The following is a 6,068-nucleotide window of genomic DNA, read 5'->3' on the forward strand; positions in this document are numbered from 1 at the left end:
GGTATTTCTGCCGCCACTTGGCCAACACGGTGCCCGGGACGGTGATGCTCTTCCCCCTGCAGATGTCGGGGTAGACGGGGGTGTCCCGCTTGGGCCTGGGGATGGTGGGGAGGGCTGCCGGGGTACGGACAGTGGGGGCGTCGAGGTCGACGACGGTGGACGGGCGTGGCTGGGGCCGGCGGTAGCAGGTGACCGTGGCGTGGGACCCGAGGGCGGGGCACTGTCGACGCTGGTCCCCTGCGGGCCCGTACTCCTTGACCTTGGTCTGGTAGTCCTTCCGGGACTGGATCAGGTTGAGTGCGTGGGCGCGGTCCTCGTCCGTGCGGCTGTCGATGTATGTGGCGCCCGCAGTGATGAGCGGGGTGGGCATCAGCGGGCAGTAGAACTCGCCGCCGACCAGCTGCATGCCGCGGAACTCTCCCTGCCGGTCGACCTTGTCGTCGTTGTAGTGCTTCACCGTGTTGAGGCCGAGCTTGATCAGCTGCAGATGCAGGTTGTGCGGCTTGGCCTGGGTGATGCCCCGGTCGGCGCAGAACAGGTCTTTGACCAGGCCACGTTCGAAGGCCGGCTGGATGGCGCGCAGGGCGGCCGGGCCGGGTTCGGTGCCCGGGGTATGAAGGATCATGCCGAGGCAGACCGCCGGGTAGGCGCCAGCGAGGTCGCCATGGCCATGGCCCGGGAACGCGGCCATCATGGCGTAGCGGAACTCTCTCTTCTCCGGCGCCTTGGCCTTCTTCCCCTGTCCCGACTTGGTCTTGCGAGGCGGTGGCTTGTTTGTCGTGCCGCGCCGGGTGCCAGTGTTCGTGGAGGCCGCAGCTTTGCCGCTGGGCCCCGACTTCTTCTGCGTTCCTCCCTTCACGTACATCCCGGCGGTGATCTCAAGCGAGGCCCGGTCCTGGTGGTAGTCCGGCTCTTTGCCCCAGACCGGAACCGGTGTGTCGTCGACCGCGATGTGGCCAGGCCACCGAGCGAAGTCGCCGCGCCGGTAGGAAGCCATCACCGGAGCGAGAACCAGATCCTGGGCGATGGCCTCCAGATTGCGCACGGTGTCCTGATTGGCGCGGGCATTCCACTTCCGTCGGATCTTCTTGGCCTCGCTGAGCGACAGCCGCTTGCGGCGGTCGTGTGGTGCCGGGTTGAGGCGCCGGGTCATCGAGGCCCAGGACCGGTAGACGCGCTTCGACGTCGCGTACTGGTGGTGCGCGACGCGGTCGATCTCTTCTCGGGTTGCACCCTCGGGGATGTGCAGGTCGACGTTGGGGACGTCAAGGAGGGCCTTGGACCCTGGAGACAGGGCGAAGAAGAGTGTCTCCCACGCGTCGTTGATGTTCGCGCTCTTGCCCATGTACTGCGACAGGATCAGGCCGATCAGCACTGTGCGGAACGGGAAGCCCTTCGGGCCTGGCCGGTGCTCGTTGGAGGGAAGGCGTTCCAGTACCCCGCTGTGGCGCACGAGGTCGAAGACCTGCCTCACAACGCGGTCGCTGAGGGTACGGCCGGGGGCCTGCGGTGCAGGGCGTAAAACGAGGCCGGTACGCCGGCAGGGTTTGTCCTCAGGGTTCTTCCTGCTCATGCCGCCCCCCGCAACAGATCGGATGCCTCCGCTTCGGGCACGTCGTGGAGGAAGACGAGGTAGCGCGAGAGGCTGTGCAGGGTCCCGAGTCCGGACGCTTTGAGGATCACCTTCAGCGGAATGCCTGCATTGAGCAGATCGACGAGCCAGGTCGTGCGCAGCCGCTGGGTCTGCAGCACTGCGCCGTCACAACGGCCGATGATCCGCGGGTACTTGGCCAGCCAGTCCGATGCGATGTGCTTGCTGGTGCGGTCCTGCCAGTCCGGCCGGAAGGCGTACGCGTCTGCCGGGATGTGGGCGGCTTCCGACAGCAGCAGTTCCTCGTAGGCGTACCGGCATACGACAGTGCGCGGACGGCGCCCGTGCACCTTGACCAGTGCCCGGCCGGTGGGGCCCGCGAGGATATCCCGCCCCTGAACGTACACAAGATCCTCAACGGCAAGCCCGCAGCCGACGCCCAGACAGAACAGAAGACAGGCGTTGCGCCGCTGGGCGGGGGTGGGCAGGCTCTGCGCCCAGATCAGCCAGTAGGCGATTTCTGCTGGCGGGTAGGGGGCCACTGGGGCGGCGGTGGCCTTGAGCCGGATCGGCGGATGCTGTCCGAGCTGGTCCAGCAGGAGTGCTTCGGAGGCCCGGCGCAGCTGGCTGCTGCAGGTTCGGCGGCTGTTGGCGGCCATGTCGCGGCAGCCGACGAGGATGAACCGTTCGACGGTGCTCTGGTCAAGGATCACCGAGGGTTCGAGCGGGAGGCCTTGGGCCTCGACCCAGGCGACCAGCCGTGCGAGCGGCGTCATGACCACGTCTGGGCCGTAGGGTCCCGCTGCGACGGCCATGAATCCCAGCGAGCGGACGACCGGAGCGATGCGGTGCCACTGGGCGGGCGGCACCGTCTCCGCCTTCGGTGCGTAGGCCAGCAGGCGATTCGACACAGCGACCTCCAGGCGCAAGGCCCATGACAGATGGCCGGTTAACCGGCCACTGGTGTCAGTGTCGATCACGATCTGAAGGAACGCATCTTTATGACCGGAGGCCGAGCGCGCACGGCGCCGCCATGGAGCTACGCCGTCGATCCGGAGGAGTGGCCGGATGCCCGGATCGCCGGGGAGCCCGCCGCAGCGGTGGTCCAGACGATTGCCCGCCGCCTCGCCGCCGCCCTGTGTGAGAGGCCGGAGCTCTCGCTGCGTGCCCTGGCCGCCCAGAGCAACGTCGGCAGACAGACCATCGGCGATCTGCTGGCGGGCGCCACCTGGCCGGATGTGCTGACGGTCTGCCGACTGGAGCGCGCCCTGGGCCTGGCGCTCTGGCCCGGATCGAATGCGACCCAATGTGCTCATGACTGATCCCCAATTGCCAATTTGAGGTCAGTCGTGCACGCTCAAGTACGGAATGGCGTAGACGCCCTATAGCGCCACCCATGGGGGCGCTAGAGTGAACGTGCGCGACGGACCGGAACCCTGCTAGGAGAAGCGTCCGTTCGCGTGTTTGGCGGCCTCCCTCGACCGCTAATCGAGGGAGGCCTGCTGGTTGGGTTAGGGTCGTTCTCGGGTGGATCAAGCAGCCCGGGATGACAGCACGACCCGGAACATTCCCGGTGCTACGTTTTCCACCTCGCCAAGTTGCTTCATGCGGTTGAGGGTTTTTCCTACGGATGAGCGGACCGTCGCGTCCGCTCCCGGGCGCACCGCCGCCGCGATATCGGTGATGGACATTGCCTCTTGAGCAGCGCACAGGAGTGTGAGGATCGCATCGCGCATGCTTCCGTTACGCGGTGGCCCCAGGGTCCGAGTGCCAATCCCCGGGCGCGCATCTTCGGACGAAGGATCCTCGTCGGCGACAGAAACTTCAGACGGGCCCTCCCGCGAAGGTTGGGCGGTTTCCGCGCCCTCGCCAGTGTCCGGCGGTTCTTCGCGGACATCGGTGGATTCGACGCCCTGGCACATCATCGCGTACACAGCTTCCAATGTCGCCAACTCGCCGCGCAGCGAGGTGATCAGCTCCTTCACGGCATGCCGGGCCTGGTCGATGTAGACACCCTTGTCTGACGCAGGTGCGCTGGTCCGGTATCCCGCCATAGCGAACTCCTAAGGAAGGTCGCTGCCAGTGTAGGGACGGCACACTGTGGCACGCACGCAGTTCCTGTGAGGCGCTATCAAACGGTCAACAGTGCGCTCAAGGACGGCAAGTCCGGTCGGGGATATCGCAGGACTCGACCTGTCTTGGCGCAGAGTTGGCTCCTGGGTTCGTGTGATGCCACACCGGAACTGCGAGACGTGCCATCACAGAATCCTGACATGTGGATTCTGTCGAAGCTCCCGGTCTCCGGGAACGTTTGAGCGTTACGGTTTCTTCATGGTGGATGGCAAGCATCTGTCGGCGACGGAAGCCTTGGCGTCGGTGACGAAGGCCCTGGATGTTCTAGTCCTGGCGCATGACCGGGGGGAAGTCGGTGTTACCGAAACCGCCCGGGAGCTCGGTATCTCACGTTCCACCGCACACCGCATCCTGGTCACCCTGCAGCGCACGGGTTTCCTGCGCCACGATCCTGGCCAGCACGGATACTCAGCGGGGCCGCAGCTCGTACGCATGGGACTGGCTGCGATCGCCCAGCTGGACGTCCGACGACAGGCGCGCAGACCCCTGGAGGAGCTCTCCGAGAAGCTACAAGAGACGGTGTGCCTGTACTCCCTGGATGCGGCCGTTGTCCGACTACTCGACGGAGTCGAGTGCCGGCACGTCCTGCGCGTCAGTGTTCCGCTCGGGCAGGAGCTCCCCGCCCACGTCACAGCGGCAGGCAAGGCCCTGCTCGCACTGCGCGACCCGGCAGATGTACGCGCGACACTCCCGGCCGCGCTCCCTGCCACGGCGGCAGGGAGCATCACTGAGTGGCCGCTGCTTGAGGTGGAGTTGGAGGAAGTCAGAGTCCGGGGGTGGGCGGCAGACCTCGAGGAAAGTGCACACGACCTGCACGGCGTAGGCGTGGCCATCCGCAACCGCATCGGGGAACCGCTCGCCGCGATCTCCGTGTACGCACCCGCTGTGCGTCTGCGCGAACAGGACATGCCAGCGGTTGCCACGGCCCTGCAGGAGACCGCCGCCACGATCGCCAGGGCAGAGTGAGAGCGGGTGCCGAGGTGCCGGGGCTCAAGGCCCCAACGTGATCCGCCCGTCCGGGATCCATCCCTCCAGGTATCCCGTCAACAGCACATCCACATCTGGCAGATCGCACCGCGTGCACAACTCCTGCCACTGCTCAGGTCCCGCCCAGTGTGTCGCTCCTTTCCAGGGCAGAAGCTTCGGCGGATCACCAGCCGCAGCGAGGCGAAAGATGAACACGTGCGCCTCTCGACGGCTCCGGCCTACAGGCACAGGCACCTGAGCCCAGCGGCATCCTTCAACGGCGCCCCCGCGCACCGGCATCGCGCCGACCGCATCGCGGAGGACACGTGCTGCCGCCTCACGGTAGGGTTCTGCGGCTCGGACGGATCCTGAAGGGAGCACCCATCGGGGAACAGCTCCAGGCGGGTCATCTGCCACCAGGGCAAGCCGCCCGTCCGAGCTCAGCAACGCAACGAACACCACCCGCCGCATCCTGGGAGACGGCACGGCAGGGCACCTCGAGCTCTCGGCAGCGTCCAGGAAAGCAGGCACGGTCCGATCCTGGCATGCGGCCGGTTAACCGGCCACTCGTGTCCTAGATCGACGCTGACCGGGTCCGCGCCCAGGCTCTCAGATATCCCAGCCGCCAGGCTGAAGTGGGATCGGGTAGTTGACACGCCCGGCGGTGGCTGCAGGTAGCCCACCTGTCGACTGGTTGCAGCGCACGCTGCTCGGCACTCGCACTACCCCTATGCTCATGTCGGCTTTGAGACTTGGGGGTGAGGTCGATGTCCCGCAGCCCGTTCGGCCCGCTCGCCGATGAGCGGATCCACGAGGCGCACCCCGAGGTGTCCTTCTACGCCTTGGCCGACGGAGTGCCACTGGCCCACGCCAAGAAGACCTGGCGCGGCCAGAACCTGCGCCGCTCCCTGCTCGCCGAGGCCGGCCTCGTGCTCCCAGACGAGCTTGGTGAGGCGGACCGCATTCCCGTGGACGACGTACTCGACGCCGCTGTCGAGGCTTGGTCGGCGCACCGGATCGCGCTCGGGACAGCGAACCGGGTTCCTGAGGTGCCCGAGCCGGATCCAGAAGGGCGCCTCGTCGAGATTCGATACTGATCGATCCATCAAGTATCGAAAGGTTCGCGGAGCACTGAGGAGGCAAGGTGTTGGACGACCCGTCTGTCCGGCTCGCGACGTTGGTGGAGTCGCTGACCGGCGATGTGGTGTTCGCGATGTCCAGGGGCAGCAAGGAGCTGTTCCACAGCGACACCCTCGCCTGGTACCTCGACCGATGTCCAGCCGTTGGCGAGGCATTGCTGGACGCCTGGCAGGTACCCCGCACCGGCCAAGCAGGCGAGGCGCGGGTACGCCGGGTGAGGTTCCCCCGAGATGCGGGA

General features: G+C 66.7%; 6 protein-coding genes and 1 pseudogene. 4 read left to right on the plus strand and 3 right to left on the minus strand.

The window, feature by feature from the left end; translation table 11 throughout:
• A partial coding sequence (locus tag VT52_RS33900; RefSeq protein WP_143070960.1) for a hypothetical protein occupies positions 1–1,573 on the minus strand: 1,573 nt, incomplete at its 3' end.
• Positions 1,570–2,571 carry a hypothetical protein gene (locus VT52_RS33905; RefSeq protein WP_143070961.1) on the minus strand — a complete coding sequence of 334 codons (1,002 nt, stop codon included), beginning with the start codon at positions 2,569–2,571 and terminating at the stop codon, positions 1,570–1,572. The genes VT52_RS33900 and VT52_RS33905, both read right to left, overlap by 4 nt.
• Positions 2,572–2,592: 21 nt before the next feature.
• Between VT52_RS33905 and VT52_RS33910 the strand changes: the two genes are divergently transcribed.
• Positions 2,593–2,913, plus strand: coding sequence for a helix-turn-helix domain-containing protein (locus VT52_RS33910; RefSeq protein WP_046427521.1), 321 nt, complete (start codon positions 2,593–2,595; stop codon positions 2,911–2,913).
• A 210-nt stretch (positions 2,914–3,123) separates the two neighbouring features.
• Here VT52_RS33910 and VT52_RS33915 read toward each other — a convergent pair whose 3' ends face one another.
• Entirely contained in the window at positions 3,124–3,645 is a 522-nt protein-coding gene (locus VT52_RS33915; RefSeq protein WP_046427523.1) for a hypothetical protein, read from the minus strand.
• A 277-nt stretch (positions 3,646–3,922) separates the two neighbouring features.
• Between VT52_RS33915 and VT52_RS33920 the strand changes: the two genes are divergently transcribed.
• The 3 genes and pseudogenes from VT52_RS33920 to VT52_RS33930 form a co-directional block, all read left to right on the plus strand.
• Positions 3,923–4,690: an IclR family transcriptional regulator gene (locus VT52_RS33920; protein ID WP_046427524.1), complete on the plus strand. Its 768-nt coding sequence runs from the start codon at positions 3,923–3,925 to the stop codon at positions 4,688–4,690.
• Between the two features lie 767 nt (positions 4,691–5,457).
• On the plus strand, positions 5,458–5,787 hold the full coding sequence (locus tag VT52_RS33925) for a DUF429 domain-containing protein (RefSeq protein ID WP_079175456.1): 330 nt from the start codon (positions 5,458–5,460) through the stop codon (positions 5,785–5,787).
• Between the two features lie 50 nt (positions 5,788–5,837).
• Positions 5,838–6,068, plus strand: a pseudogene (locus tag VT52_RS33930) (hypothetical protein); the annotation flags it as partial.

This window comes from Streptomyces malaysiense, from assembly GCF_000980885.2.
Lineage (GTDB): Bacteria > Actinomycetota > Actinomycetes > Streptomycetales > Streptomycetaceae > Streptomyces > Streptomyces malaysiense.

What these genes read in the sequence shown, in the direction of transcription:
- VT52_RS33910 (WP_046427521.1), top strand. Translation starts at nt 2,593, where the DNA reads ATGACCGGAGGCCGAGCGCGCACGGCGCCGCCATGGAGCTACGCCGTC.
- VT52_RS33920 (WP_046427524.1), top strand. Translation starts at nt 3,923, where the DNA reads ATGGTGGATGGCAAGCATCTGTCGGCGACGGAAGCCTTGGCGTCGGTG.
- VT52_RS33915 (WP_046427523.1), bottom strand. Translation starts at nt 3,645, where the DNA reads ATGGCGGGATACCGGACCAGCGCACCTGCGTCAGACAAGGGTGTCTAC.
- VT52_RS33925 (WP_079175456.1), top strand. Translation starts at nt 5,458, where the DNA reads ATGTCCCGCAGCCCGTTCGGCCCGCTCGCCGATGAGCGGATCCACGAG.